This is a genomic window from Lentzea sp. NPDC004782 (assembly GCF_040609115.1).
Taxonomy (GTDB): domain Bacteria; phylum Actinomycetota; class Actinomycetes; order Mycobacteriales; family Pseudonocardiaceae; genus Lentzea.
The window spans coordinates 23,351-47,544 of sequence record NZ_JBEXJN010000025.1 but is presented as its reverse complement, the minus strand read 5'-3'; the positions used below and the strand labels follow the sequence as shown (position 1 = coordinate 47,544).

Below are 24,194 nucleotides of genomic sequence, written 5' to 3'. Positions count from 1 at the left end.
GCCTACATCAGTTCCAGCACGAACGCGAGCTCCTGCGGCGCGTACCAGGCCAGCTCGTGGTCCTCGGCGCTGCCCAGCGTGAACTCGGCGTCCGGGTCACCCATGTCCGCGGCGTCCACGACCTCCGCCGCCGCACGCACGTCGTCCTCGGCCTCCGAGGTGTCGAGGTGCACCGACGCGACGGCCTTCATCGTCACCGGTCCGGCGACCTTCACCACCGAGTGGTCGAGGTCCGGACGCAGCGTCACGTCGTCCAGGTCAACCGCGATCACCGCACGACGCGGCTCCGCCTTCTCCTCGCCCGCCAGCAGGCGCAGCGAAGCCCGTGCGGCGTCGAGCATCGCGGCGTACTCGAGCTCCTCGGTGTCGCCCGCCGCGTACGACTCGCGCAACGCGGGCGTCAGCGCGAAGGCGGTGCCGCCGATCGGAGCCAGTTCGCCGCTGTCGACGAACGTGCGCAGCATCGGCACCGTGGCCGGGATGTAGACCCTCATGACGCGCTCGCCGTCCCCATCAGTTCCTCCACCGACTCCTCGACCATGGTCGCGAGAACGTCCACATCGGACATGGCGTCGCGGTCGCCGTTCAGCCCGAAGTACACACCGCCGTCGTACGACGTCACCCCGATGGCCAGCGCCTGGTTCTTGGCGAGCGGGACGACCGGGAAGATCTCGGTCATTCTCGCGCCCGCCGCGTACAGCGGCACCTGCGGGCCGGGAACATTTGTCACGATCACGTTGAACAGCCGGCGGCTGAACGAGCTCGCCGCCCGCGCACCGAGTGCGTGCAAGGTCGGTGGCGCGAAGCCGGAGACCTTCACCAGCGCGTCGGCGGCGACGGACTGGCCGGACTCCTTGTGCGCGCGCATCGCGTGCGACACGTGGTGCAGCCGCACGACGGGGTTCGGTTCGCCGACCGGCAGGTCCACGAGGTAGGCGCTGACGTTGTTGCCCGAGTCCGGGTCTGCTTCGCGCACGCTCAGCGGCGCCATCGCGCGGATCGTGGTGCTGCCCGTGACGATCTCGCCGCGGCTGAGCAGCCAGTTGCGCAGGGCACCGCTCAACGCGGCGAGCACCACGTCGTTGACGGTGCCGCCGTGCGTCTTGCGGATGGCGCGCAGGTCGTCGAGCTTGGCGCGCGCGACGGAGAACCGGCGCTGCGGCGACGTGATGCGGACGTTCAACGGGCTGCCGGGCGCGGGCGTCGCGGCGGTGCGGACGGCGGCGGCCACGGCCCCGAACGCGTTGAACACCTTCTCGACGGTCGCGACCGTGTCCAGCGCGGCGCTGCGGACGTTCTCCACGAGCTCGCCGGGGCTGTGCACGATGTCGGTGACGGCGTCGGCCACGAGCTGCAGCGAGCTGGGTTCCGGTTGCGGCATCCAGAGGTTCTCGACGTTGGTGCGCGGCGACGGCGACACGTCCAGCATGACCTGGCCGATCTCCAGCGACGCGATGCCGTCGATCATGGCCTGGTGGGTCTTGGTGATGACCGCGGCCTGGTTCTTCGCGAGCCCCTCGACCAGGTAGATCTCCCACAGCGGGCGGGAGTGGTCGAGCGGGCGGGACATCAGGCGGGCGACCAGGTCGTGCAGCTGGGTGTCGTTGCCCGGCTTGGGCAGGGCGCTTCGGCGGACGTGGTAGGTGACGTCGAAGTCGGGATCGTCGACCCAGACCGGGCGTGCGATGCGTCCTGGGACCTGCACGACCTTCTGCCGGTAGCGCGGCACGAGGCTCAGGCGTTGCTCGATGAGGTCGACGAGCTTGTCGTAGTCGAAACCCGCTTTGGGCCTGCGGAACACCGCGACGCCACCGACGTGCATCGGCGTCGTGGAGTCCTCCAGGTACAGGAACGAGGCGTCCAGCGCTGACAGTCGGTCCGGCATGCCGCCAGCCTAGTGGCGTTCGCGGTCCATGAGCTTTTGAAGTGCGGCACGTTCGACGGGGTCGCGGTCGCGGCGTTCCAGCCGGATGCGCGCGGCCTCCGGGATCGCTTCGAGCGCCCTCGGGTCCACGTTGGCCATGAACGACCGGAGGAACCGCCACCGCGTCAGCTTCTTGACCGGTGCGAGGCGTGCGACGGCGAGGGAGACCCAGCTGAGCGCGACGTCGAGCCGGCGGTCGCCCCTGGTGGCCTCCGCCCAGTCCAGGACGACGGGACCTTCCGGGCCGAGCACGACGTTGCCGGGGTGCAGGTCGAGGTGCAGGAGGCGGCCCTCGCCGCTGAGGAAGTCCGGGGGTTTCACGGCGTCGAGGCGGTGGTGCAGGTCTGCCAGCTGGGTGCCGAGGCTGCCGGCGAGCCACGGCTTGCGGCCGATCTCCTCGGACATCCGCGGGCCGGGCACGTACTGCATGACCAGTTCGTCCCGGGCGGCCTCGTGCACGCGTGGGACGGGGATGCCGTGGCCGCTCAGGTACCGCATCATCTCGGCCTCGCGCCGCAGGTCACGGCCGGTGCGCGTGCGTTTGACCAGCAAGCCGTCGGACCGGATGAACACGTCCGAGTCCTGACCGCTCGCGAGATGTTGACGTTGCGCGACGCTGCGCATACCTGCCGTCATGTGACGATCATCATGCATATGATCCAAAGCACAAGGGCCGAACGGCTCTAGTCGCGCTCTTCACCCGTTTGAGCCGTCGGTGCCCGCTTCTGTCACCCTTTTGCTCGTGGAGATCTCGCCCAAGGACCGCTTCGTCACCGTCTACGGCCGCAAGCCAGTGCTGGAGGCACTGGACGACCCGGCGCTCTCGGTGGACAAGGTGGTGCTCGCCGACACGGCTCGTGGCCCGGCGGCACGCGAGATCATCGACGCGGCCCGCTCACGCGGCGTTGCCGTGCAGCGCGCGACCGCGCAGCGCGTGAAGGTCCTGGCGGGCAACGGAAAGCAGGACCAGGGCGTGCTCGCCGACGTGGTGGCGCCCCGCATGAAGCCCCTCGCCCTGGCGTTGGAAGAGGGCGGCCTGCGGTCCGTGCTGGTGCTGGACGGCATCACCACGCCCGCGAACGTCGGCATGATCCTGCGCACCGCGACCGCCGCGGGCATCGACGGCATCGTGGTGCCGCGCCGAGGCGTCGCGTCCATCGACCCCCTGGTGGTGAAGGCCTCCGCCGGGGTGGCTTTCCGCGCGCCCGTGCTGCGCTGCGGCACCGCGGCGGAGGCCTCGGCTTTGTTGCGTTCCGCGGGGTTCCCGCTTCACGCGTTGGACTCCCACGCTCCCGACACGCTGTATTCCGCGTCTTTTGGCGGCCGCGCCGCTTTCGTGCTGGGCAGCGAAACCTCTGGAATCACCGACGACGTGCGCCCGCACATCACGTCGTGGATCTCGATCCCGATGGCGGCCGGCGTGGAATCCCTGAACGTCGCCTCAGCGGCGGCCGTGCTCTGCTTCGAACTGGTGCGCCGCGCTCAGAGCCAGCGGACGTGATAATCGTTGATCTGCGGGTTGCCGAGCAGTGAGGTGCACTCGGCGAACGAGGACGAGCCCCTGACCCGCCCGACCGTGCCGTACTGGTCCCAGTAGAACCCCAGGCCGTTGGAACAGTGCGCCACGACCTGGAACCTGCTCGGCGCCCCGTAGTCGCAGAACACCTCGACACTGCGCCCGTTGCGCTGGTATTCGTCGTAACAATCGCGCGGCCCCTGGGCCTGCGCGGGTACCGCAATTGCCGTGGCTGCAATGGAGGCTGCAACACAGGCGACAATTCTTCGCATTTCCAACCCCTATGCGTTCGACTACTTGCCAAAGCGAACGTAGTGCGGGGGTTGAATACCGGGCAATTACGCTGCGGGGTGAACCTCTAATCGCGGAGTGCGATCGCTAGCAGGATTTCCAGCTCCTCGAGGGTGGACTCGGTCGACCGATGGTGGACACCGACCATGCCCGCCTCGGCCGCGCCCCTCACGTTGATCGCGAGGTCGTCGACGAACACGCACTCGGCGGGTTCGAGGTCCAGCTTGGTGGCCGTGAGCAGGTAGATCTCCGGGTCCGGCTTCGCCAGCCCGACCTCGCCGGAGATGACCGCGGCGTCGAAGAGGTTCTGCCAGGGCGGCTGCCACCAGCCGTCCGCGTTGGACAGCAGGGCGGTCTTGAGGCCGTGTTGCCTGACCTTCCGCAGAGCGGTGAGCAGCGGGGGTTCCTTCGCGTTGTTCTCGCCGGGGTCGGTCAGGACACCGCCGTAGTCCAGCACCAGAGCTTTGAGCACCCTGGGACGGTACCCACTTTCGAGTGGTGTGTGTCCTGATGCGGCCCGGTGCGTCGCCTGGTCCGGCATGCCCCCAGTTGTTCGTCGTCTGCCTGCCTATGAGCCGCCTGTCGGGGTGGCGTTCGTGCCGCGGCCACGTCCGCGGCCTGCCTGGGTGCCGGTGCCGGAGCCTCCTCCGCCCGCTTTGGACGCTGCCCGGTTGATCTGGGTGGTGCTGGAGGTGTTGGACTCCCGGCGGCCGGCTCGGGTGTTGCGTGAGGTCGCCGTGCCTGCGCTGGTTGCCCGGTTGGGGCGGCTGGTTCGGGTGCGGACCACTCGGCTGGTCCGGGCACCTCGGGTTTGTCATCCTTCGCGGTTGGTCGCCGAGATGTCGGTGACCGTTCGGAGGGACGGGCGGGTGGTGGCCGTTGCGGCTCGGGCTGAGCATCGGGGTGGACGGTGGTGGCTGACCGTGTTTTCCGTGCTGGAGTGACTCGGGCTTTTGTTGTCGATGAAGGGCTCCTTCATCGACCCCAGGTGGATGAAGGAGCCCTTCATCCACCGCGACGAGCGGCCGGAGTCGTACCGTTGGGCACGCGTGGCGGGTGCGTCACCTGCCAGGCCCCGAAACGCCGCGTGGGCCGCGCTCCCGGAGGAACGCGGCCCACGTGTGGTGGTGCGGAAGGGTCAGCGGCGCTTGCGGTCCTTGGCTGCCTGGCGGGCCGCCTCGCGGCGCTCCTTGCGGGTGCCGCCCTGCTGGGCTCCGCCGCCGCTCGCCTCACCGTGCTGCTCGACGCCGCCGTCTTCGGCCGGGCCGCTGTAGCTCAGGTGCTGCTGGCCGGGGCCACCGAGGCCCTTGCCGCGCAGCGCGGGCGGGATGGCGCTGCCGCTGGCCAGCTGGGCCATGGCCGGGCCTGCCGGGGCCTGGGACTGCTGCTGCGCCTGCTGCTGGGCGGCCGCCGCGGCGCGGGCTCGGGCGCGGGCTCCGCCGCCGTTGCCGGACACCTGCGGGAGGGTCTGCGGGGCCGCGCTCAGGGTCACCGGGACCTCGGGCTCGGCCGGTTCCGGCTCGGCGGCTTCCACCTGGAGGTTGAAGAGGAAGCCGACGGTTTCTTCCTTCAACGCGTCCAGCATCGCGTTGAACATGTCGAAGCCCTCGCGCTGGTACTCGATGAGGGGGTCGCGCTGCGCCATGGCGCGCAGGCCGATGCCCTCCTTCAAGTAGTCCATTTCGTACAGGTGCTCGCGCCACTTGCGGTCCAGGACGGACAGCAGGACGCGGCGCTCCAGTTCGCGGGTGGCGCCTTCGCCGACTCGGCCGTCGATGTCGGCCTCGCGGGCGCGGTAGGCCTTCAGGGCGTCCTCGACGAGGAGCTCGCGCAGGTACTCGCGGGTGATGTCCTCATCGGACTCCAGGAGTTCCTTGAAGTCCACCGAGACCGGGTAGAGGGTCTTGAGGGCGGTCGAGAGCTTCTCGAAGTCCCAGTCCTCGGCGTAGCCGTCGGCGGTGGCGCCGTTGACGTACTCCTCGACGACGCTGACGATCATGTGCTCGACCTGTTCCTTCAGGTCTTCGCCCGCGAGGACGCGGTGGCGCTCGGCGTAGATCACCGTGCGCTGGCGGTTCATGACCTCGTCGTACTTGAGGACGTTCTTGCGGATCTCGAAGTTCTGCTGCTCCACCTGGGTCTGCGCGCTGCGGATGGCGCGGGTGACCATCTTGTGCTCGATCGGCACGTCGTCCGGCACGTTCAGGCGCGTCATGACCATCTCGACCATGGACGCGTTGAAGCGGCGCATCAGCTCGTCCTGCAGCGACAGGTAGAAGCGCGACTCACCGGGGTCGCCCTGACGGCCGGTGCGGCCGCGGAGCTGGTTGTCGATGCGGCGCGACTCGTGGCGCTCGGTGCCGAGCACGTAGAGGCCTCCGACCTCGCGGACCTCGTCGGCCTCCGCCTTGCCCTGGGTCGTCAGCTCCTCGACGACCTTCGACCACTCGCGCTCGTACTCCTCCGGCGTCTCCACCGGGTCGAGCCCGCGCTCGCGCAGCTCGTGGTCCGCCAGGATGTCCGGGTTGCCGCCCAGCACGATGTCGGTACCGCGACCGGCCATGTTCGTCGCGACCGTGACGGCGCCCTTGCGGCCCGCCTTCGCGATGATCAACGCCTCGCGCTCGTGGTGCTTCGCGTTCAGGACCTCGTGCGGGATGCCCTTGCGCACCAACAGCTTCGACAGGTACTCGGAGCGCTCGACGCTCGTCGTGCCGACCAGGACCGGCTGGCCCTTCGCGTGCTTCTCGGCGATGTCCTCGGCGACGGCCTCGAACTTCGCCTCCTCGCTCTTGTAGACGAGGTCGGGCTGGTCCTTGCGCTGCGGCGGGCGGTTCGTCGGGATCGGGACGACGCCCAGCTTGTAGGTCTGGTGGAACTCGGCCGCCTCGGTCTCGGCGGTACCGGTCATGCCGCCGAGCTTCTCGTACAGGCGGAAGTAGTTCTGCAGGGTGATCGTGGCGAGGGTCTGGTTCTCCGCCTTGATCTCCACGCCTTCCTTGGCCTCGATGGCCTGGTGCATGCCCTCGTTGTAGCGGCGGCCGGCGAGCACACGACCCGTGAACTCGTCGACGATCATGACTTCACCGTTGCGGACGATGTAGTCCTTGTCGCGGTGGTAGAGCTCCTTCGCCTTGAGGGCGTTGTTCAGGTAGCCCACCAACGGCGTGTTCGCCGCCTCGTACAGGTTGTCGATGCCGAGCTGGTCCTCGATGAACTCCACACCGAGCTCGGTGACGGCGATCGTGCGCTTCTTCTCGTCGTACTGGTAGTGGTACGACTTCGACTTCTCCTCGACGACCTCCAGGCGCTCCTTCTGGGAGAGCTGCGTGACGTCGATGCCGCGCATCCGCGGGGCGAGGCGGGCGAACTCCGTGTACCAGCGCGCCGACTGCTCGGCCGGACCGGAGATGATCAGCGGGGTGCGGGCCTCGTCGATGAGGATCGAGTCGACCTCGTCGACGATCGCGTAGTAGTGGCCGCGCTGCACGCACTCGTCCAGGCTCCACGCCATGTTGTCGCGCAGGTAGTCGAAGCCGAACTCGTTGTTCGTGCCGTAGGTGATGTCCGCGTTGTACGCCACGCGACGCTGCTCGGGCGTCATCTCGGAGAGGATCGCGCCGACGGTCAGGCCGAGGAAGCGGTGCACGCGGCCCATCCAGTCCGCGTCGCGCTTGGCCAGGTAGTCGTTCGTGGTGATGACGTGGACGCCCTTGCCGGCGATGGCGTTGAGGTACACGGGCATGACCGAGGTCAGCGTCTTGCCCTCACCGGTGCGCATCTCGGCGATCTGACCGAGGTGCAGCGCGGCGCCACCCATCAGCTGCACGTCGTAGGGGCGCTGACCCAGGGTGCGCTTCGCGGCCTCGCGGGCCACGGCGAACGCCTCCGGCAGCAGCTCGTCGAGCGACTCGCCCTCGGCGTGGCGCTTCTTGAACTCCTCGGTTTTGGCGCGCAACTCGGCGTCGGAGAGGTCGACCACGTCATCTTCGAGCGCGTTGATGGCGTTTGCGATGTTGCGGAGGCGCTTGAGCATCTTGCCCTCGCCGGAGCGGAGCAGTCGGGACAGCACCATCTGGATAGACCTCATCACCTGTATCGCGGCGCGCCCACGTCGGACGCCTTTCCCCTGCCCATCGTAGGCAAGTCGCCAAGATGTGCGCACAGACACAGGCGGATTGGGCCCCGCGACCTGGTATACGCAGGTCAGGCCCATCCGCAGGACGTTCCGCCACCTCGGCTACTGGTGTGGAGAACGCATGAGGCCCGCGTAAAGGTTCCTGGTCGGGCGAGATTCACCTTCACGGTGAACGGTGAGGCCCGGAGTGCGGCCAGGTGGCGGTAGACGCACGCCGCCGCCCTCACACGCGAGGGGTGTGAGGGCGGCGGCGGTCGAAGGTGTGGGTTACCGGGTCAGGCCAGCCTGATCACGCCGTAGTCGAACCCCTTCCGGCGGTAGACGACGCTCGGGCGCCCGCTGTCGGTGTCGGCGAACAGGTAGAAGTCGTGTCCGACCAGTTCCATCTCGTAGAGGGCCTGGTCGACGGTCATCGGTTTGGCGGCGTGCTCCTTTTCGCGTACGACGCGTCCGGGCAACTTGTCGTCGAGGCCGTCGTCCCACCGCTGCGCGGGCACTTCCGCCATGCCCTCGTAGTCGGCCTCGGGTGCGTCGAGCACCGCGGTCTTCGCGCGGCGTGACGTCATGGTTTCGCCAGCGGCGGAGGGATCCCCCAGTCCGCTTGTCGCTTCGGCCACCGAGATCGGGGCTCGGGCCCCGTGGTGGACTCGCCTGCGGTCGTGTGACCGGCGCAGGCGGTTCTCGAGCTTTGCGACCGCAGAATCGAGCGCGGCGTAGAAGTCACCCGCGCAGGCTTCGGAACGGACCACGGGTCCACGTCCCTTGCCGGTGATTTCGACCCGCTGGCAGTTCTTCGACTGCCGGCGGTTCGGCTCGTGGAAAAGCTCCACGTCGAAGCGGATGACCTTGCGGTCGTAGCGCTCAAGCCGGGCCAGCTTTTCGGCGACGTGCACCCTGTAGTGATCGGGCACCTCGACGTTGCGGCCCTTAACGACGATGTCCATACACGACCTCCCTCGCTTTGCTGCGAGCTTTGGCTGGACTGATTCAGCGCGCCGTGGCGATCTTGGATCGCGGATTGTGTCGCGGAGGGTCGTCCTCCGCAGCTCTCACGGCGCCAGGGTCATGGGCTGTTCGCCTCCTCCCCGCGTGCCGGGAACGCTGATAGCGGTGCACGTTAGCTTGGGATTCACCGTCGCGTAAGCCCCCTTGCCGGGGGAACGACGAGTTTTTTCGGTGACTACGCAGCGCGACGACAGCGCGTTGCCAGTCATGTCCCGAGCGTGCCACGAACCCTGCTCACCGGCATCTCGCTCACCCGTACGGCTCAGCCCGAGACCGGCACTCGACGGCAGTCTCGCTGCGTCGAACGGGTCCAGTCGCGGCCTCATACCCAGCCAACGGGCGACCCGCGCGTCATGTTCCCGAAACCTCGAAGAGATCGATTCCGATCCGCGAACTGGGACAGAACCACACTTCTTGCGACTGAACCGATCGGTACCGATGACCGATCACGACCCAGTCACGCCCGCCCGAACGGCGGATTTCGCCCAATGCCGGACAAGGCCGTTGATCACCGGCACGACCGGACGCCGCGGTATTTCCAGTAATAACCGCTGGTCAGATCCACATGTGAATAGTCGTTAACAAGGACCGGCCGCGACGGGCACCTGCGGACACCGGTCCGCGCCTCCGGCGGCGAACGTCGTGGACACGATCGCGGCCAGGTGCGCGGCCTGTTGAGATGGCAGACCTGCGGACGCCTCGGTTCCGAAACACGGGCTCAACAGACGCTGGGACAAACGGGTCGAAACGAGTTCCGGATCTTGGGACGTCGTCACAGATTTCGCAGCGAGCTGGGCCGATGCGTCCACCCCGGACCCGACGGTGATCGACAACGCAACCGGAACTTCACCCTTGTGGGCGGTGCCGAAAGTCCTCTGCTCGGTCCTGGCACCCCGACCGCCGTTTTTTGTCAGACCCCGTCGTCATCCTCGTCCCATGACCGCACTCGACCTGCTCCTGCCACCCGCCTGCGCCGGCTGCGGCCGCCCCGGCACCGACTGCTGCGCCACGTGCCTCGACGCCTTCGGTCCGCCGGCCCGGCTCCAGGTCCCCGGTGTCGGGCCGCCGGTGTGGACGCTGGCCCCCTATCACGGCGCCGCAAGGGAACTCGTGCTCGCCTTCAAGGAACGCGGCGCACGGGCGCTGGCGGCGTGGTTCGGCGCCCTCGTGGCGGCGGCGCTGGTCGCGGTGGGCCCTCGCCCCTGGACGCTCGTCCCCGCACCGTCACGCCGCAGCGCCGCCCGCGACCGGGGCGGTGACCACATGCTGGGAGTCGCGCGGGCCGTCCACGTCGCGACCGTGGCCCAGGTCCTGCGGCTCGCGCCCGGCGTCAGCGACTCGGTGGGCTTGAGTGCCGCCGAACGAAGACGGAACCTCGCGGGACGGGTCCTGGTCGACGGCAGACCGCCGCCGGGCACCACCGTGCTGCTCGACGACGTGATCACCACGGGTGCGACGGCATCGGCTTGTGTCGGTGCTCTGCGCCGGGCAGGGGTGCGCACGCACGCCGTGCTCGCGCTGACGTCGGCCCGGCCGGGCCCTCCCGGGTAGACGGTGAACCGTGCGGCTGGTCCGAGCGCTGGTGATCCGACTCGGCAGGGGCCCCGTCAACCCACACAGGCGACGAACAACGTGGCGAGCCGCCCGCGTCAGCCCGGGTAGAAGACCAGCGATCCGGATGACACCCGGATCGAGCTCGACTTCCACACGTCGGTGATGTCCGACGCGGACCACAGGCCCGAGGGGTCGATCACCTGCACCTGACGGGCAGGTGCCGCCGCCACCGAAGCCACCGGCACGGTGAGGTTCGACTGGCTGTAGCGGTCCAGCTTGAACCCGTCGGTGTAGACCTTCGTGACCGGCCACGACGGCAGAGAGGAGGCAACGACCAGCACGTCCTGGGACAGCCAGTCGATGGACTGCACCGAGGAGCCCAGCACGGGCTGCTGGATGGGGCGGGGTGCGCGCAGCGCGACGTCCTCGTTGTTGCGCACCACGGAGGCGACGAACAGGGTTCCGCCGATCACCAGCGCCGCGTGGGTGCCGTCGCGGGACAGGCGGAGGTCACTGATCGAGCCGTACTGCGACAGGCCGGTGAAGTTGACGCCCTTGGCCGTCCAGCTGCCGTTGTCGGCGCGGGTCACGCGGTTCACGAAGGTGCCGTTGACCACCGTCCACACCTCGGTGCCCGGCTCCTTCGGACCGCTGGAGAGCAGCCACGTGGGTCTGGTGAGCGTCGTCGCCTGGAGGTCCACTTCGGACAGCTCCTGTTCGAGCTCTCCGACGCGCAACCGCATGCCGCCGCCCGCGCGGGTGACCACGGCGAGTCTCGACCCGTCGAGGGACTGCGCCGCGCTCACGACGCCGTACACACCGCTGCCCGCCGGGCCCTTGACCGGGTTGCCGTCGGTCAGCGACTTGACCGCCCCGTCCGCCACGAACATGCCCTGGAGGTTCGCGTTCAACGCCAGCAACGCCTCGCCCGCGGTCGCCGACACGTCGGACGGCCGGTAGTCCCGCTGGTCCGGCAGGATCTGCTGGCCGTCGACGAGCACGCGCACCCGCGAGGTCGTGACCCCGGAGTACGACTTCACCACCTGCGCGACGATCTGCTTGCGCTTCTCGGGCGTCAGGTCCTTGCCGACCCTGGTGAGGTTGACCTCGAGTGCCCCGTCGTCGGCTTCCTTCGTGGCCGAGAACGCTTCGGTGTCCGGGCTGAGCGCGCTCACCAGCGTGTCCCGCAGCGTGTCGCCGGGGCCCTTGATCAGCAGTTCGGTGACCCGTGCGGGGATGCTCGTCTCGGGCGGCACCACCACGTAGCGCGGGTCCGGCACCAGCACGGTGAACTCGGGGTTGTAGAAGTAGAGCGTCACCCTCCGGTAGTTGTCGTTGAAGACGTTCAGCGGCAGGTAGACGGCCGACGGGGCGGCCGAGATGCGCCACTGGTTGTCGCTGTTGCGCTCCAGCTTCACCGACTCGTTGAGGTCGCCGACCTCCGGCGCGAACGCGTTGTCACCGCCGAGGCGGCCGATCTTCTTGCCCTGCAGCAGGACGTACTGCGTCTTGTCCTGCGGCGTCTGGGGCGTCGGCACCGTCTTGAAGGCCGACTCGATGATGATCGGGTTCTTGGTGTTCCAGTTCTTGTTGGCCTCCGGCGTCATGTACGCGCGGGCGGCCGCGTAGTCGCTGTGCGGGTCCGAGGTCGCGTCGATGAAGTCGCGCACGAGCATCAACGGGTCGATGTCGCGGGGCGGTTCCGGTGCCGTGAACGTCTTGGTGGTCTTGTTGTCCTTCGGCCCGATCGGCTTGGGCTGGGTGTTCGTCGGGATCGCCGCACACGCGGTGACGGTCACGAGGACGAGCACCAGCAACGCGAGCCGCTTCACCGCACTTCCTCCGAAACCTCTGACCGCGCACCCGGCTTCTCGACGGGCGTCCCGTCGACCGGCTCCGCGGGCTGCCAGGTGATCTCCTCCGGGGTCAGCTCGACCTCTTCGGGTTCCTCGGCCGCGGGCGGTTCCTCGACCACCGCGACGGGTTCGAGCTCGATCGCGGGCGCGAGCGGCAGCGGGCTCTCCCGCACCTCCTCGCCGTGCCGGCGCGGCAGGGTCAGCCGGAACACGGCGCCGTGGCCCGGTTCGCCCCACGCCTCCAGCCAGCCGCCGTGCAGCCGCGCGTCCTCCAGCGAGATCGACAGACCCAGGCCGGTGCCGCCGGTGCGGCGGTTGCGCGACGGGTCGGCGCGCCAGAACCGGCTGAACACCAGCTCGGCCTCGCCGGGCCGCAACCCGACGCCGTGGTCGCGCACGGTGATCGCGACGGCGTCGTCGTTGCCGCGCATGGTGAGCTCGACCGGCTGGCCCTCGCCGTGGTCGATGGCGTTGGCGAGCAGGTTGCGCAGAATCCGTTCCACGCGGCGGGAATCCAGCTCGGCCACCAGCTCCGAGTCCGGCAGGTCCAGCACCACCGGCGAACCGGCGCTCGACGAGATCGCGCGCACCGAGTCGTGCGCGCGGCGCGCGAGCACGCGGATGTCGACCTGCTCGGCGGTCAGCTCCTCGACGCCGGCGTCCAGCCGCGAGATCTCCAGCAGGTCGCCCAGCAGCGACTCGAACCGGTCGAGCTCGTCGACCAGCAGCTCGGTGGAGCGGGCGAGCCCGGCGGGGAACTGCTCGCGCGAGGCGTGCAGGACGTCCGCGGCCATGCGCACGGTCGTCAACGGCGTGCGCAGCTCGTGCGACACGTCCGAAGTGAACCGGCGCTGCAGCTGGCCGAACTCCTCCAGCTGCTTGAACTGGGCCTGGATCGACTCGGCCATCTCGTTGAACGACTCGGCCAGGCGCGCCACGTCGTCCTCGCCGACGACGTGCATGCGTTCGTGCAGAACGCCGTCCGCGAACCGTTCCGCGACCTCGGCGGCCTGCCGCACCGGCCGGACGACCTGGCGCGTCACGAGGTTCGCGATGAGCGCGAGCAGGATCAGCAGCACGATGCCGCCGACCGCGAGCGTCGACTGCACGACCTCGGCGGTGCGCTGCTCCGCGGTCAGCGGGAAGATCAGGTACAGCTGCATCGAGCGCGCGGACGTGCTGATCGGCAGGCCCACGACGAAGAGCGTGGTCGGCGTGCCGTCGCGCTGCACCGTGTGGATCTGGGTGCCCTCGTCGCCGTTCTCGACCATGTCGCGCAGGCCGCGCGGCACGTCCTCCAGCGGGCCGACGGCCGGCACGCGCCCGGCACCGGCCAACCCGAGCCCGTCGGCCAGGACGGGCTCGAACGCACCGGCTCCCGCCGTGGTGGCGTCCGTGCCGGAGCCACCGACGGCGAGCTTGTTGACGGCGCTCTGGAACCGCGTCTGCACGCTGTCCGGGCCGGGGTTGAGACCGACCAGATCGGACTGGATCAGGCTGCGCGAGGCCATCGCCTGGCGCACCGCGGCCTCGTCCTTGGTGTTCAGCAGCTGGTTGGTGATCTGCATCTGCAGGACCATGCCCAGCACGAACACCACGGCGGACGACAACGCGAGCGTGGACACGACGACGCGCAACTGCAGCGAACGACGCCACAGGTCACCAAACGCGGCCCACCGCTTGCGCGCCTCCTCGACGAGGAACTGCGCCTTCGCGACGACCGGCCGAACGAACTTCATACGCCACCTGTCACGGAGGGCCGGCCTTGTAGCCGACACCGCGGACAGTCAACACCACCTCGGGGTGCTCCGGGTCCCGTTCGACCTTGGAACGCAACCGCTGCACGTGCACGTTCACCAGGCGCGTGTCGGCGGCGTGGCGGTAACCCCACACCTGCTCCAGCAGCACCTCGCGGGTGAACACCTGACGCGGCTTGCGGGCCAGCGCGACGAGGAGGTCGAACTCCAGCGGCGTGAGCTGGATCGGCCTACCCTCGCGCAGCACCTCGTGGCCGGGCACGTCGATCGTGAGGTCGCCGATCTGCAGCACCTCGGACGGCTCGGCCTCGGTCCGGCGCAGGCGCGCCCGGATGCGGGCCACCAGCTCCTTGGGCTTGAACGGCTTCACCACGTAGTCGTCGGCACCGGACTCGAGGCCCAGCACCACGTCGACCGTGTCGCTCTTGGCGGTGAGCATCACGATCGGCACGCCCGACTCGGACCTGATCGCCTTGCAGACGTCGATGCCGTTCATCCCCGGCAGCATCAGGTCGAGCAGCACGAGGTCGGGCTTGAGCTCGCGCAGCGCGGGCAGGGCACGGGCACCGTCGGCGACCACCGCGGTGTCGAAGCCCTCCCCGCGCAACACGATCGTCAGCATCTCCGCCAGGGCGGGGTCGTCATCGACGACGAGCACGCGTGCCTTCATACTCAACATCGTCGCACTCCCGGTCGCGCGTTCGCGCACCACCCAGGTTCCGTTGCCGCTGGTGGCGGTGTGCGGTCGTTCGGTAACCGGCCGGAACTGTCGCTCCACGTGCCCCACCTCGCCCGATTTGGCCTGCTCGTCGCCGGAGTATCCGCGCGACGTTCACCTTTCGTTACCCGGTGTGGTCAGACCGCGTGGATCGCCGAGGCCAGCCAGATGCGCGCGTCACCCACCTTCGCCGGGTCGGTGATCGCCGGCACCGCGCGCTCGTGCCGCGCGGCGAGGTCGGCCGGGTGCGTCACCGAGGCGTGCCAGCCGTGGGAGGCCAGCCACTCGACCGGGTCCTCCACGTCGGACCGCCAGCGGGCGTCCAGCGCGTCGAACCGCTCGTGCACGGCTCTCATCTGCGGCAGCTCGCGGAAGGCGCGGTTGACGTGTTCGAGCGCGAGGGTGCTGCCCCGAGTGGACAGCGCGCTCACCCAGTACAGGATCCGGTCTCCCGCGTCCGGCGGCAGGAACATGAAGAGGCCCTCCAGCAACCAGGCCGTTGGCCTGTTCGGGTCGAACCCCGCGTGGATCAGCGCCGAGGCCCAGTCGTCGCGCAGGTCGCAGGGCACCGGGATCCGTTCGCATCTGGGCCGGGCGTGCAGGTCGTGCAGAGCGTCCTCTTTGAACTCGACCAACTCGGGCAGGTCGAGCTCGAAGAGCGTGGTGCCCGGCGGCCACGGCAGCCGGAACGCCCTGGTGTCGAGGCCCGCCGCCATGATCACGACCTGGGGCCGGGCCGAGCTGAGGAGCTGGTCGTCGAAGTACCGGGTGCGCAGGACGAAGTGCTCGCCCGCGAGGGTCCGGACGCCGTTCAGGTCGCTCGCGGAGCCGGCGGCCTCCACGAGTCCCGCGGCCAGCGGATCGGTGAAGAGGGGGCGGAGATGACGTTGCTCGGTGGCGCGGGCGGCAGCGATCAGAACAGCCGTGCGGGCGACTCCGACCGGGGGGCGCTGCAGAACACGCTTCAAATTGTGATCTCCTATTCACTCACAGTGACGTACCGGAGCCACGATCGTGTCAATCGGTACGCACGTGAGCGACCACTCAAGGAGTGAAGAGCGGTTCCAGAAGCGAAGAAAAGTTCACGTTTGACCGCCCGTCGACCACTTGCCACGGAGCGAGCCAGTTGATGTTCGCCAATCCGTCGTAAACCACACCGCACCTGGCCTGCAGCCCGCCGTCGGACTCGTAGAGGTCTCGGGCGCGGGTGTCGTCGTCCTGCTCGCGCCTGGCCGCGCGTTCGGCCGCGACCTCGACGGGCACGCGAAGCAGCAGGTGAAGATCGGGAACGGGCAGTCCGAAGCGGTCGATCTCCAGCGCGCGCACCCACTCGACGAACTCGCCGTGCTCGTCCTGGTGCAGCCGCGCGGCGTTGTACGCGGCGTTGGAGGCCACGTACCGATCGAGCAGCACCACGTCGTGCTCCTCCAGGTCCTTGCGGATCTGGTCGGCGGCGCCGCGCCGGTCCAGCGCGTAGAGCACGGCCATGCCGTAGACCGAGTCGCTGAGGTCGCCGATCTTGCCGTAGAGGGCGTCGCGGACCAGGTCGGCGTGCACGCTGACCCCGTAGCGCGGGAACGCGTGGCTGGTCACGGTCCTCCCACTGGCGTGCAACGCCTCGGTCAGTCCGTTCGCGAGCGTCCGCTTGCCGGCGCCGTCAAGGCCTTCGATCACCACGAGCTTTCCCACCAGGCGAACCCTAGTGGCCACTCACATGGCCGCCACACGTCCCCCACACGGGCGAAATCCGATCTTTCGATCACCAGAACGAGTGACTACGGTGAACAGTCACACGGCGCGTGTGTGAAGGGTAGGTGCCGCGGTGGCCGCGGATTCCGGGCACGCCGGATCGGTCGACGAGCCGATCGGTAACCCGACCGGGGGTCTGCCGACCCCTCTCGCCGAGACGCTCCGCTACGGGCCGTTCCACCGCGCCCTGCGCGAGGCGATCGCCCACCGGGGCCTCTCGCTCGCCCGGCTGCGCGCCCACCTCGAACAACTCGGTGTCCAGGTAGGTCAGTCGACGCTCTCCTACTGGCAACGCGGCCTCCGTCATCCCGAGGTCCCCCGCGCCATCAGCACGGTGCGCGCGCTGGAGTCCGTGTTGCGCCTGCCGCCATCGTCCTTGTTGGACCTGATCGGCCCGCGCACCGCCAACGTCTACCTGCCGCGCCCGGTGGCGACCTGGCCGGAACCCGCGCCGCTGCTCGCGACGTTCGACTCCGTACCGGAGGCAGCGCGCGGCAACGCCGACCTCGAGGTGCTGTCCGTGCACGACACCGTGCAGATCGGCATGCACCGCGAACAGCGCTCGATCACCACGCGGCTGGTCGTGCGGGCGGTCCGGCAGGGGCCCGACCGGTACCTGGCGGTGCACTGCGGCGACGACGGCTCACTGATCGAGAACGCGTTGGTGAGAGCCGGGGAAGGATGCCGGCAGGGCAGGCTGCGCCGGGAAAGCGCTTCCCGGAACCTGGCCGTGGAGATGCTCTTCGACCGGCGGCTCGCGGCCGGTGAGGAACACGTCTTCAGCTTCACGATCGTCGACGACACCGGCGGCGCCACGCCCGGCCACCACCGCACGTTCCGCGACGCGTGCGGCTCGTACCTGGTGCAGCTGTCGTTCCACCGGCGGGCGATGCCGGCGCGCTGCATCAAGCAGTTCCGGGCCTCGGCCGACGCGACGCCGGTCGACGTCGACGAACTGGTGTGCGGGCTCGGCGGCGTCGTCAGCGCGTACTTCGGCGATGTCGGCCCCGGAATTGCCGGCATCGCCGTCGAGTGGAGCTAGGGGCGAGGAAAGCGAGAGTGCTGATCTTTACAGGAGTTGGCAGGAAGCTCTCTCATGGCCTCGCGTGAGCAACGGTAGCAGCGAAATCCTCAGTCCGACAGCAGGTTTGCCAGTTCGGCCACAGGTCCAATGTGGATGGACTGGCCGCCTGGCGTGGAACCCTTGCGCTCGAACAGTTCCACGAGCTTGCGCACGGTGAAGTACTTGCGGTGCAACGCCGCCGCGGCGATCAGCCTGACCAGGTCGCGATTCGCCTCGACCCGGTTGCCCCACGGCTCGCCGCGCAGGTAGAGGTGCAGCCACGTGCCGAACCAGAGGTCGCCCTGCCGTTCGAACATGACCGGCAGCGCGACCTTTCCCCTGCCGCGCATGGAAGAGCGGGCGCGCACCGTGCTCGGCTCGAACGGCTTGCCCATCTGGTCGAGGTCGCGGCTCATGAAGCCGAACATCGACTCGGCGACCTGGTCGAACCCCTCACCCGAGAAGATGTCCACCTGCGGCACGACGTACTTCGCGCCGAACGCGTTCCGGTGCAGGTCGAGGAACTCCGTCGCGCCGTCGGTGGCGTCGGTGACGTCACCTGAGTGGACGGCCCCACCGGCTTTCAGGTTCGTCCACGACACCTGCCCCTGGTACTCGAAGTTCTCGTTGAGCAGCACGGCGGACAGGTCGTAGTCGGTGCGCCTGGACGCCTGCCGCCAGTGCACGAAGAACCGCAGGACGTCGCCTTCGAGCCACAGCTTCGAGCCGCGCGGCAGCACGCCGAAACCGTCCTCGGTGGCGGTGCCGGACACCGGCACGACGACGTCGAGCAGCTCGGGATCGACGGTCAGCGACGAGAAGTCCGGCAGCCTGCGCACCAGCTCGTCCTCGATGACCTCGACGATCGTGGTGGTGTCGATCGGCGGACGGGTGTCGTCGGCGATCCACACCTTGCGTGCGCGGTTCGCGAAAACCCTTGCGGTGTCGGGCTTTCCGCGGTTCGACAGGTGCTCCAGCACCGACACCAGCACGCGTCCGGACACGTCGGGCACCGCCACGCGGACAGCGTCGGCAACGCCCGAGGCGCCGTTGCGGACCAACCGGTCCACCTGGCGCAGCAGCATGCCGGGCGCCTTCGAGAGGATGCGCAACGCGAGATCGGGATCGTTGTCCGCGAACGCCAGCTCGACCTGGCCGGCGAACGACCGGGCGGTCTTCTCCTTGCGCGCCACGGCGAACACGTCCTGGGCGCGTTCGAACGGGTGCTCGTGCGGGTGCAGGCGCTCCCCCAGCCGCTTCCACGCCTCGCGGTGCTGACCCACGTCGCCGAACTTGCCCGCGTCCACCCCGTCGAGCGCGGCGAGCAGCGCCCGGCGCTCCGGCCTGCGGAACGACCGGAAGCGGGTCGGCTCGCGCAGCGTCACGTCGCCTCCGGACGCCTCCGCGGCCAGGCGCAGGACGTCGGTGACCGTGTCGATGCCAATCAACGGGCGCTGCGCGACGAGGCGGGCGGCGTTGAGGATCGCGCGGTTCTCCCTGGTGGGAACGGATTCGGGGGTCAGGTCGAGGCGCTGGGTCGCGAGTTCACCCAGCAGAGTTCGGTCGTCCTCGCCGAGCGGGATCGGGCTCGCCGCGAGCTCCAGGTGGAGGCGGGTGATCTCGTCGTCGAGCGTGCCGCCCAGGTTCAGGACGGTGACGCGGTCCTTGAGGCCGGAGATCAGTTCGTCGTGCGCGGCGAGCATCTCCTCGTAGGTGTGCTGGACGCGGCCGTATTTGGGCAGGTCGAGCAGGTTGCCGGTGAACTCGGCGACGTCCTGGATGCACGCCAGCCAGAAGTCGAGGGTGTCCGGCACGTTGTGCGGGAAGTCCCTGAAGTACGGGTTGTGCTGGGCCTGCGCGCCGACCAGTTCCTCCACCGCCCGGACGATCGTCTGCGCGTACTCGGCACCGGCCACGGACGAGACGTGTTCGAGCAGCTCCCGCGAGGCCTTGAAGCCCACCCTGAGCAACGCGGCGTCGAGCTGCCTGGCGGTCGTGCCGCCATCGCCCCGCGCGCCGTCCGACAGGGGCACGCGCAGGGTCTTCTTGATGATGGTCGTCCGCACCCGGTCAGTAAAACCCGCACGTCAACCGTAAAACGCTTGGGCGGATGACGACCGCGGTGCTAGCTTTCCGGCGACCGTGCGAGAGACCGAGGAGGTGGTACCCGTGAACATGTCGACATGGGTGCTCCCCCCTGGGGTCACGGTCGGGCGATAGGTCGTCGTCCGGGAGCGCCGTTCGCGAGCTTCCCGGAAAGGCACGACCATGCACTTCACTTCCGAACAACTCCTCGACGACGGTGTCCTCGAGCGCAGGTTCACCCTCGGCGACATCCCCGGCATCCTGTGGACGTCCGGATCCGAACCGGCGCCGCTGATCCTCATGGGCAACCCGGGCGGACTGGACAGGATGTACCCGCGGCTCGCGGCCAGGGCCCGCGGCAGCGTGGTGGAGGGCTACGCGGCCGCCACCATCGAGCTCCCCGGTAGCGGCGACCGGCCTCTCGACGCCGACGCCGAACAGGCCCGCGCCGACCTGCGCCAGGCGGTGCAGGCCGGTGAACCGGTGTCCGACGAGATCGTCACGCGCCTCGTGCTGCCACTGGTCGACAAGGCCGTCCCCGAATCGCAGGCCGCCCTGGACGCGCTGCTGACGTTGCCCGAGATCAACGACGGCCCGGTCGGCATCTCGGGCGGCGTGCTCGCCATCGGGTTGCGGCTGGCCGCAGTCGAGCCGCGCATCGCGGCCGCGCTGCTGTTCGCCGGGAGCTACGTGCCGCGCAGCATGTTCGACGAGGCCCGGCAGGTCACCGTGCCGTTGCTGGTCCTGCTGCAGTGGGACGACGAGGGCAACGACCGGCAGATGGCGCTGGACCTGTTCGACGCCTTCGGTTCGAAGGAGAAGACGTTGCACGCCAACATGGGCGGGCACACCGGGGTCCCGGCGTTCGAGGGGCCTTACGCGAACCAGTTCTTCGCCAGGCACCTCAAATAATTCCACCCGTTCGGGGACGACGTTGTTTCTGCTCCATCGCCTAACGTCGGGGCAATGAACGGCGATCCGTCGACTCCGTACAGCCGTGACCTGGGCGATGAACTGCGCCAGGTGCGGGAGCGCTACACGACTTTCCGCGGTCGGCGGATCGCCCGCATGCTCGGGTGGGATCCGGGCAAGGTCTCGAACATCGAGCACGGCAAGACCCGTGCCAGCGAAATCGACATCGTCCAGTACCTGGGTCGGTGCGGGCGCCCGCAGTCGTTCATCGAGGACTTCCTCAACCGGTACCGGTCCGCGTTCGACCACTACTTCGTGCAAGTCCCGAGCAACCTGCGCACGGTGACGATGGCCGAGTCGAGCGCCGACAAGATCACCAGCTACAGCCTGACGACCATTCCTGGCTTGGTGCAGACCGAGGAATACGCAACGGCACTCATCGAAGCCTGCGGAACGGTCAGCCCGGACGAGATCGCGGCGCACGTTCGCTTCCGGATCGAACGGCAGGCCGTCCTCAGGCGGCCGAATCGCCCGCAGTGCACCTTTTACATTCACGAGAACGCTCTGCGGCTCAAGGTCGGCAGCGACCAGGTCATGGAAGACCAGCTCATGAGGTTGCTCTTCCACAATCACGTCATCCGGATCGTGTCGGCGTCCAGCGGTCCCGCCGGGGTCTTCGCGGCGCCCTATGTGCTGTGGGAGTACGAGAAGCGCAGCAGTGTCGCCTACACGGAATCAGACCTCGCCCAGGTGTTCGTGCAGGACCTGCGCGGGGTCAAGCACTGCAAGTCGATCTTCGCGCGCCTGGATGCGCTCGCTCTCGATGAGGGACAATCGCGGTCAATGGTGGCGGACCTCGCCAGTCGATCGCGGGAGGACCTCAGTGGCCGGAAACTGCACCTGGCGTAAGAGCAGCTACAGCGGCGGCAACGCCGGTGACGAGTGCGTCGAGGTGGCGTTTGCCCAGGTCGTGCGCGTGCGTGACTCCAAGAACGCCGCCGGTCCCGAGCTGAAGTTCAGCGTCGAGGCCTGGCAGGGGTTCATCGGAGCTCGGTAGATGGAGACCTTGGTGTGGCTTCCCTGGGCGATCTCGGCGACGCGCTGCGGCGTGTGCTGGCCACGATCGACCGGTCAATAGCGGCTCCTGCCCGAGGGGTGCACGCTGACGGTGTACGGGCCGAATTACCGCAAGACCGGAAAACGACTACGGCCCAGGTGACCCAGCCATCATCGTCGCCACGCAGGAAGAGTTGTCCGCCTTCATCGACCGAGTGAGTGCACGGTCGGCGGCCCAACCGTGCCCATCACTGATCGAGGTGTCCATCGCGGAGGACCCCTACGGCTTCCCGACTCTCAACGCGGGCATCGGTGCGAATCACGGATATGTCCGCGTCAGCGGCCGGGACGAGCTGCGGGCGACACAAGGCGACCCGAACGCGTCGGGCGACGTGGTGTACGACTTCCAGGGCCATGAGACGTTGGTGCCCGTGAGCCAGGAAGTCCCGCTGGACACGGTCCGGGCGGTGCTCGCCGCCTATCTCGATCACGGTGGGCTGATCCCCCAGGACTTCCCGCACCTGCATGAGGTGGCCGTCGTCTGAGTCAGCTGAGCTCGGTAGGCAGCGGCAGGTCCAGCGCCGCGAGGAACTGCTTGGTCTTGAGCTCGACGAACACGTCGACGTCCTCGACGTCCTCTTCCTCGTCCAGCGAGAAGTCCTCCGGGTTCTCGTCCGAGGCCAGGTAGCCGAGCAGCTCGGCCTGCTTGGCGGTGACGTCACCGGAGTTGTGCAGCGCCCACCACGCGGCCAGGCCCGCGGCCTCGCGCAGGACGTCGGTGGGGTCGGAGGCGTTGGGGTTCTCGAAGTAGGTGCGCGGCGTCAGGCCCAGGTAGGCGACGCCGGTGCCCGGACCAGCGGGCGCGTAGACGACCGAGGTGATGTCGCTGTCGTGGATGTCGATCCACAGCGACGGTTCCTCCAACGGCGGCAGCTCGCCCTCGGACAGGGTCTTCCACTGGCCGTGCTCGAACGCGTAAGTCCCGAAGAATCCCACGACGCGCCCCTCTGTCGACGTGGATGAAGGGCGCCTTCATCCACGTCAGGTGGATGAAGGCGCCCTTCATCGCAAGCTCAGTAGCGGTAGTGGTCCGCCTTGAACGGGCCCTCGACGTCGACGTCGATGTACTCGGCCTGCTCCTTGGTCAGCTTGGTGAGCTTGCCGCCGAGCGCCTCCAGGTGGATGCGGGCGACCTTCTCGTCGAGGACCTTGGGCAGGCGGTAGACCTCGTTGTCGTACTCCTCGTGCTTGGTGAACAGCTCGATCTGCGCGATCACCTGGTTGGAGAAGGAGTTCGACATGACGAACGACGGGTGGCCGGTCGCGTTGCCGAGGTTCAGCAGGCGGCCCTCCGACAGCACGATGATCGAGCGGCCGTTCGGGAAGACCCACTCGTCGACCTGCGGCTTGATGTTGTTGCGGCGGATGCCGGGGTAGCGGGCGAGGCCGGCCATGTCGATCTCGTTGTCGAAGTGGCCGATGTTGCCGACGATCGCCTGGTGCTTCATCTGCGCCATGTGCTCGACCATCACGACGTCCTTGTTGCCGGTCGTGGTGATGACGATGTCGGCGCGGTCGAGGACGTCCTCCAGGCGCTGGACGTCGTAGCCGTCCATGGCGGCCTGCAGCGCGCAGATCGGGTCGATCTCGGTGACGATGACGCGGGCGCCCTGGCCGCGCAGGGACTCGGCGGCGCCCTTGCCGACGTCGCCGTAGCCGCAGACGACCGCGACCTTGCCGCCGATCAGCACGTCGGTGCCGCGGTTGATGCCGTCGATCAGCGAGTGGCGGATGCCGTAGCGGTTGTCGAACTTCGACTTGGTGACGGCGTCGTTGACGTTGATGGCCGGGAAGAGCAGCTCACCGGCGGCGGCCAGCTGGTACAGGCGCATGACGCCCGTGGTGGTCTCCTCGGTGACGCCGCGGATGCCCGCCGCGATGTTCGTCCACTTCTTGCCGTCGGCCGCGAGCGAGTTGCGGAGCGTCTCGAGGATGATCTTCCACTCCTCGGAGTCGCCGTCCTCCGCGTTCGGGACGACACCGGCCGCCTCGTACTGGACACCCTTGTGGACCAGGAGCGTGGCGTCGCCGCCGTCGTCCAGGATCATGTTCGGGCCCTTGCCGTCGGGCCACGTCAGCATCTGCTCGGCGGTCCACCAGTACTCCGGCAGCGTCTCGCCCTTCCAGGCGAAGCAGGAGATGCCCCTGGGCTCCTCCTCGGTGCCGTGCGGGCCGACGACGACCGCGGCGGCCGCGTGGTCCTGCGTCGAGAAGATGTTGCAGGAGGCCCAGCGGACCTCCGCGCCCAGGTCGACCAGCGTCTCGATGAGCACCGCGGTCTGGATGGTCATGTGCAGCGAGCCGGAGATCCGAGCGCCCTTGAGCGGGTAGACCCCGGAGTACTCGCGGCGGAACGCCATCAGGCCGGGCATCTCGTGCTCGGCCAGGCGGATCTCCTTGCGGCCGAACTCGTGGAGCGAGAGATCGGCGACGGCGAAGTCGATCCCGTTGCGGGTCTGCAAGCGGTCCGCAGTCATGCGAAGTCCTCCAAGGCACTTCAGAGAGGGTGT

23 protein-coding genes are annotated in these 24,194 nt (G+C 68.7%); 8 read left to right on the top strand and 15 right to left on the bottom strand.

The window, feature by feature from the left end:
• Positions 1-2 precede the first annotated feature (2 nt).
• The 3 genes from ABZV40_RS23445 to ABZV40_RS23435 are packed head-to-tail and all read right to left on the bottom strand — an operon-like array spanning position 3 to position 2,560.
• The gene (locus tag ABZV40_RS23445; RefSeq protein ID WP_355445172.1) at positions 3-494 is read right to left on the bottom strand and encodes a hypothetical protein; all 492 of its coding nucleotides are present in this window, start codon (positions 492-494) and stop codon (positions 3-5) included.
• Positions 491-1,885 (bottom strand): wax ester/triacylglycerol synthase family O-acyltransferase, encoded by a 1,395-nt coding sequence (locus ABZV40_RS23440; protein ID WP_355445169.1) that lies wholly within the window; start codon positions 1,883-1,885, stop codon positions 491-493. The genes ABZV40_RS23445 and ABZV40_RS23440 overlap by 4 nt, the downstream gene beginning before the upstream one ends.
• Positions 1,886-1,894: 9 nt before the next feature.
• Positions 1,895-2,560, bottom strand: a complete 666-nt coding sequence (locus ABZV40_RS23435; RefSeq protein ID WP_355445166.1) for a phosphotransferase — start codon at positions 2,558-2,560, stop codon at positions 1,895-1,897.
• 106 nt (positions 2,561-2,666) lie between these two features.
• On the opposite strand from ABZV40_RS23435, the gene ABZV40_RS23430 reads away from it, so the two are divergent.
• The gene (locus ABZV40_RS23430; RefSeq protein WP_355445163.1) at positions 2,667-3,425 is read left to right on the top strand and encodes an RNA methyltransferase; all 759 of its coding nucleotides are present in this window, start codon (positions 2,667-2,669) and stop codon (positions 3,423-3,425) included.
• Here the strand turns inward: ABZV40_RS23430 and ABZV40_RS23425 are convergent.
• Positions 3,407-3,712, bottom strand: a complete 306-nt coding sequence (locus tag ABZV40_RS23425) for a hypothetical protein (RefSeq protein ID WP_355445160.1) — start codon at positions 3,710-3,712, stop codon at positions 3,407-3,409. The genes ABZV40_RS23430 and ABZV40_RS23425 overlap by 19 nt on opposite strands.
• Positions 3,713-3,798: 86 nt before the next feature.
• Positions 3,799-4,203 (bottom strand): HAD-IA family hydrolase, encoded by a 405-nt coding sequence (locus tag ABZV40_RS23420; RefSeq protein ID WP_355445157.1) that lies wholly within the window; start codon positions 4,201-4,203, stop codon positions 3,799-3,801.
• A gap of 67 nt (positions 4,204-4,270) precedes the next feature.
• Here ABZV40_RS23420 and ABZV40_RS23415 point away from each other — a divergent pair, with 67 nt between their 5' ends.
• The gene (locus tag ABZV40_RS23415; protein WP_355445154.1) at positions 4,271-4,675 is read left to right on the top strand and encodes an Rv3235 family protein; all 405 of its coding nucleotides are present in this window, start codon (positions 4,271-4,273) and stop codon (positions 4,673-4,675) included.
• 194 nt (positions 4,676-4,869) lie between these two features.
• Here the strand turns inward: ABZV40_RS23415 and secA are convergent, their stop codons facing one another.
• Positions 4,870-7,806, bottom strand: a complete 2,937-nt coding sequence (gene secA / locus ABZV40_RS23410) for a preprotein translocase subunit SecA (RefSeq protein ID WP_355445151.1) — start codon at positions 7,804-7,806, stop codon at positions 4,870-4,872.
• A gap of 338 nt (positions 7,807-8,144) precedes the next feature.
• A complete protein-coding gene (raiA, locus tag ABZV40_RS23405; protein WP_355445148.1) occupies positions 8,145-8,813 on the bottom strand; it encodes a ribosome-associated translation inhibitor RaiA in 669 nt (222 codons plus the stop codon).
• A 997-nt stretch (positions 8,814-9,810) separates the two neighbouring features.
• On the opposite strand from raiA, the gene ABZV40_RS23400 reads away from it, so the two are divergent.
• On the top strand, positions 9,811-10,425 hold the full coding sequence (locus ABZV40_RS23400) for a ComF family protein (protein WP_355445145.1): 615 nt from the start codon (positions 9,811-9,813) through the stop codon (positions 10,423-10,425).
• A 98-nt stretch (positions 10,426-10,523) separates the two neighbouring features.
• Here ABZV40_RS23400 and ABZV40_RS23395 read toward each other — a convergent pair whose 3' ends face one another.
• The 5 genes from ABZV40_RS23395 to ABZV40_RS23375 all read right to left on the bottom strand — a co-directional run bounded on the left by ABZV40_RS23395 (position 10,524) and on the right by ABZV40_RS23375 (position 16,448).
• Positions 10,524-12,260 carry an LpqB family beta-propeller domain-containing protein gene (locus ABZV40_RS23395; protein WP_355445142.1) on the bottom strand — a complete coding sequence of 579 codons (1,737 nt, stop codon included), beginning with the start codon at positions 12,258-12,260 and terminating at the stop codon, positions 10,524-10,526.
• Positions 12,257-14,023 carry an MtrAB system histidine kinase MtrB gene (mtrB, locus tag ABZV40_RS23390; RefSeq protein WP_355445139.1) on the bottom strand — a complete coding sequence of 589 codons (1,767 nt, stop codon included), beginning with the start codon at positions 14,021-14,023 and terminating at the stop codon, positions 12,257-12,259. Before mtrB ends, ABZV40_RS23395 begins: the two co-directional genes overlap by 4 nt.
• 10 nt (positions 14,024-14,033) lie before the next feature.
• Positions 14,034-14,711 (bottom strand): MtrAB system response regulator MtrA, encoded by a 678-nt coding sequence (mtrA, locus tag ABZV40_RS23385; protein WP_030471262.1) that lies wholly within the window; start codon positions 14,709-14,711, stop codon positions 14,034-14,036.
• Between the two features lie 185 nt (positions 14,712-14,896).
• On the bottom strand, positions 14,897-15,727 hold the full coding sequence (locus tag ABZV40_RS23380) for an SAM-dependent methyltransferase (protein ID WP_355445136.1): 831 nt from the start codon (positions 15,725-15,727) through the stop codon (positions 14,897-14,899).
• A 76-nt stretch (positions 15,728-15,803) separates the two neighbouring features.
• Positions 15,804-16,448, bottom strand: coding sequence for a dTMP kinase (locus ABZV40_RS23375; RefSeq protein ID WP_355445133.1), 645 nt, complete (start codon positions 16,446-16,448; stop codon positions 15,804-15,806).
• Between the two features lie 133 nt (positions 16,449-16,581).
• Between ABZV40_RS23375 and ABZV40_RS23370 the strand changes: the two genes are divergently transcribed.
• On the top strand, positions 16,582-17,550 hold the full coding sequence (locus tag ABZV40_RS23370) for a hypothetical protein (RefSeq protein WP_355445130.1): 969 nt from the start codon (positions 16,582-16,584) through the stop codon (positions 17,548-17,550).
• Between the two features lie 89 nt (positions 17,551-17,639).
• On the opposite strand, the gene ABZV40_RS23365 is transcribed toward ABZV40_RS23370, so the two are convergent.
• Positions 17,640-19,637 carry a hypothetical protein gene (locus ABZV40_RS23365; protein WP_355445127.1) on the bottom strand — a complete coding sequence of 666 codons (1,998 nt, stop codon included), beginning with the start codon at positions 19,635-19,637 and terminating at the stop codon, positions 17,640-17,642.
• A gap of 202 nt (positions 19,638-19,839) precedes the next feature.
• Between ABZV40_RS23365 and ABZV40_RS23360 the strand changes: the two genes are divergently transcribed.
• From ABZV40_RS23360 to ABZV40_RS23345, 4 genes are all read left to right on the top strand, one after another.
• Positions 19,840-20,568: an alpha/beta hydrolase gene (locus ABZV40_RS23360; protein WP_355445124.1), complete on the top strand. Its 729-nt coding sequence runs from the start codon at positions 19,840-19,842 to the stop codon at positions 20,566-20,568.
• 54 nt (positions 20,569-20,622) lie between these two features.
• The gene (locus ABZV40_RS23355; RefSeq protein WP_355445122.1) at positions 20,623-21,477 is read left to right on the top strand and encodes a helix-turn-helix transcriptional regulator; all 855 of its coding nucleotides are present in this window, start codon (positions 20,623-20,625) and stop codon (positions 21,475-21,477) included.
• Positions 21,452-21,625: a DUF397 domain-containing protein gene (locus tag ABZV40_RS23350; RefSeq protein ID WP_355445119.1), complete on the top strand. Its 174-nt coding sequence runs from the start codon at positions 21,452-21,454 to the stop codon at positions 21,623-21,625. Before ABZV40_RS23355 ends, ABZV40_RS23350 begins: the two co-directional genes overlap by 26 nt.
• Positions 21,626-21,749: 124 nt before the next feature.
• Positions 21,750-22,169: an Imm1 family immunity protein gene (locus tag ABZV40_RS23345; protein WP_355445417.1), complete on the top strand. Its 420-nt coding sequence runs from the start codon at positions 21,750-21,752 to the stop codon at positions 22,167-22,169.
• Between the two features lies 1 nt (position 22,170).
• Here ABZV40_RS23345 and ABZV40_RS23340 read toward each other — a convergent pair whose 3' ends face one another.
• Entirely contained in the window at positions 22,171-22,620 is a 450-nt protein-coding gene (locus ABZV40_RS23340; RefSeq protein WP_355445116.1) for a hypothetical protein, read from the bottom strand.
• Between the two features lie 77 nt (positions 22,621-22,697).
• Positions 22,698-24,161 (bottom strand): adenosylhomocysteinase, encoded by a 1,464-nt coding sequence (gene ahcY / locus ABZV40_RS23335; protein ID WP_355445113.1) that lies wholly within the window; start codon positions 24,159-24,161, stop codon positions 22,698-22,700.
• Between the last annotated feature and the right edge of the window lie 33 nt (positions 24,162-24,194).

What these genes read in the sequence shown, in the direction of transcription:
- secA (WP_355445151.1), bottom strand. Translation starts at nt 7,806, where the DNA reads ATGGTGCTGTCCCGACTGCTCCGCTCCGGCGAGGGCAAGATGCTCAAG.
- ABZV40_RS23425 (WP_355445160.1), bottom strand. Translation starts at nt 3,712, where the DNA reads ATGCGAAGAATTGTCGCCTGTGTTGCAGCCTCCATTGCAGCCACGGCA.
- ABZV40_RS23355 (WP_355445122.1), top strand. Translation starts at nt 20,623, where the DNA reads ATGAACGGCGATCCGTCGACTCCGTACAGCCGTGACCTGGGCGATGAA.
- ahcY (WP_355445113.1), bottom strand. Translation starts at nt 24,161, where the DNA reads ATGACTGCGGACCGCTTGCAGACCCGCAACGGGATCGACTTCGCCGTC.
- mtrA (WP_030471262.1), bottom strand. Translation starts at nt 14,711, where the DNA reads ATGAAGGCACGCGTGCTCGTCGTCGATGACGACCCCGCCCTGGCGGAG.
- mtrB (WP_355445139.1), bottom strand. Translation starts at nt 14,023, where the DNA reads ATGAAGTTCGTTCGGCCGGTCGTCGCGAAGGCGCAGTTCCTCGTCGAG.
- ABZV40_RS23440 (WP_355445169.1), bottom strand. Translation starts at nt 1,885, where the DNA reads ATGCCGGACCGACTGTCAGCGCTGGACGCCTCGTTCCTGTACCTGGAG.
- ABZV40_RS23445 (WP_355445172.1), bottom strand. Translation starts at nt 494, where the DNA reads ATGAGGGTCTACATCCCGGCCACGGTGCCGATGCTGCGCACGTTCGTC.
- ABZV40_RS23360 (WP_355445124.1), top strand. Translation starts at nt 19,840, where the DNA reads ATGCACTTCACTTCCGAACAACTCCTCGACGACGGTGTCCTCGAGCGC.
- ABZV40_RS23400 (WP_355445145.1), top strand. Translation starts at nt 9,811, where the DNA reads ATGACCGCACTCGACCTGCTCCTGCCACCCGCCTGCGCCGGCTGCGGC.
- ABZV40_RS23415 (WP_355445154.1), top strand. Translation starts at nt 4,271, where the DNA reads ATGCCCCCAGTTGTTCGTCGTCTGCCTGCCTATGAGCCGCCTGTCGGG.
- ABZV40_RS23435 (WP_355445166.1), bottom strand. Translation starts at nt 2,560, where the DNA reads ATGACGGCAGGTATGCGCAGCGTCGCGCAACGTCAACATCTCGCGAGC.
- raiA (WP_355445148.1), bottom strand. Translation starts at nt 8,813, where the DNA reads ATGGACATCGTCGTTAAGGGCCGCAACGTCGAGGTGCCCGATCACTAC.